A 2032-nucleotide genomic window follows, 5' to 3' on the forward strand; every position below is an offset into this window, starting at 1 on the left:
GTGGGGGGAACGATGACCGGAATGCGGACGAGGCCGGAGCACGAGCCCGGCGGCAGGAAACGGGTCGCCGTCGCGCTGGACGCGGTGGGCTCGGCGCCGTGGTGGGCGCGGACGGGGGCGCGGGTCAGGCGGTGGCCGGGGCCGGGACGGTGACCGTGCCGGGGTGGGCGTCCCAGTGGCTGCCGTACCGCTCCGCGAGGTGGCCGGCCTCCGCCGCGGTGAGCAGCCGGGGGTCGCGACCGCCGAGGAGCAGCAGCAGTCGGCTGGTCTCCTCCAGCTCGACGGCGGCGTCCACCGCGGCGGCCATGTCGCGGCCGCTGGTGACCGGGCCGTGGTTCTGGAGGAGCGCCGCGCGGAACGGGAAGTCCAGCCCGCCCAGGCTCGCGGCCTGGGGTACGTCCCCGGGGGCGGCGTAGGGAACCAGCGGGGTCTGGCCGACCCGCATGACGAAGTAGGGCGTCAGCGGCGGGACGGCGCTGCGCTCGGACCACGCCGGCAGGCAGGAGTAGGCGGCGGCGTGCGCGCTGTGGAGGTGCACGACGGCGGTGGCTTCGGGGTCGCGGTGGTACAGCGCGAGGTGGAGCGGGAACTCCTTGGACGGCCGCGGCCCGGCGAGGTGGGCGGTCTCCAGCGGGGTGTCCACGCCGGCCTCGGCGTCGAGGACGGCGAGGCCGTCCTCGGTGAGGTCGTCCAGCCGCGTACCGGTGGGGGTGACGTAGAGCCGGTTCCCGACGCGGACGCTGAGGTTGCCCGAGGAGCCCGGACTCAGCCCGGCGGCTGTCAGCGCACGTCCGGCCTCGACGAGGTCGGTGCGTGGGTCGCTCATGTGAGGGCTCCTTGGGTGGTGGCCGCCGGGCGGCGGATCGGTCGCGGTCGGGCGGCGGCGCGCGCGGACGCGGCAGGTGGGGGCGGGCCGGGGCTCCGGCGGCCTGTGGCGCCGGGGCTGCCGGAGGTCACCGCAGCTCCTGCCAGCCGGCGGTGAAGATGTCGGGGCGGCCGAAGTTGCCGGACTTCAGCGCCAGGTTGTAGCCGTGGCCGTCGGCGGCGGTGCCGTGTGCCCAGGAGACGCCGGGGGCGAGCCGGGGCCCGAGTTCCAGGCGGGCGATGTCGAGGGCCTGGACGACGCTGCCGGAGGTCTCGCCACCGGCGACGAGGAACTGTCGCGCCCCCGCCGAGGCGAAGGCGGTGGCGCAGCCGGCCAGTGCCTCCTCGACCAGTTCCCCGGCGGGCCTGCCGCCGGCGGGCGGGGCGGGCTCGATGTCGTCGAGGGAGTCGACCGCGTAAACCAGGACCGGGGTGCCGGGCTCCGCAGCCCAGCACTCGCCGGCCCAGGCCGTGACGCGGGCGACCTCGGCGGGGAGGTCGGCGCGGAGCGCGGCCAGGTCCAGCTTGTGGGTGGGGAGCTTCTCGCGGGCGTCGGCGACCTGGCCGCGGGTGGCGGACGAGGCGCTGCCGGCCAGCACGGCGCGGTGCCCCTCGGCCACGGGCATCGCGGTGGTGGCGGGGCCTCCGGGCGCCGCGGGCAGCCCCAGCGCGAGGCCGGAGCCGCCGGTGACCAGCGGGTGGTCGGCGGTGGCCTCCGCGATGACGGCGAGGTCGGCCTCGTCCAGCGCGTCGACCACGACGTAGGTGCGCGAGCCCTCCCGGCGGTGCTCCGCCAGCGCCTCGCGCAGCGCGTCGGCCCCGGCGCGCACGGTGGCGAGCGGCACCGAGCGCACGGCGTGGCCGGTCTGCGGGGCGAGCAGCTCGGTGACGTCGGAGCGGGTCATCGGGGTCAGCGGGTGGTGCCGCATCGAGCTGTCGCTGAGCAACTGCCGCCCGACGAAGAGGTGCCCCTGGTAGACGGTGCGGCCGGTCGCGGGGAACGACGGGACGACGACGGCGAGGTCGGTGTCCAGCTCCGCCATGAGGGCGTCGGCGATCGGGCCGATGTTGCCCTCGGGCGTGGAGTCGAAGGTGGAGCAGTACTTGTCGTAGAACCGCTCCGCGCCCAGCCGCCGCAGGGCGCGGAGCGCCGCCACGGACTCGGGGG

General features: G+C 77.0%; 2 protein-coding genes. Both read right to left on the bottom strand.

What is annotated here, in order from left to right:
• Positions 1–124: 124 nt before the first annotated feature.
• Positions 125–826, bottom strand: a complete 702-nt coding sequence (locus HCJ92_RS20890; RefSeq protein ID WP_167935163.1) for a class II aldolase/adducin family protein — start codon at positions 824–826, stop codon at positions 125–127.
• Between the two features lie 127 nt (positions 827–953).
• Positions 954–2032: 3-oxo-tetronate kinase (otnK, locus tag HCJ92_RS20895; RefSeq protein ID WP_245241056.1), on the bottom strand; the 1079-nt coding region annotated here is incomplete at its 5' end.

The organism is Streptomyces spiramenti (genome assembly GCF_012034385.1).
Classification (GTDB): domain Bacteria; phylum Actinomycetota; class Actinomycetes; order Streptomycetales; family Streptomycetaceae; genus Streptomyces; species Streptomyces spiramenti.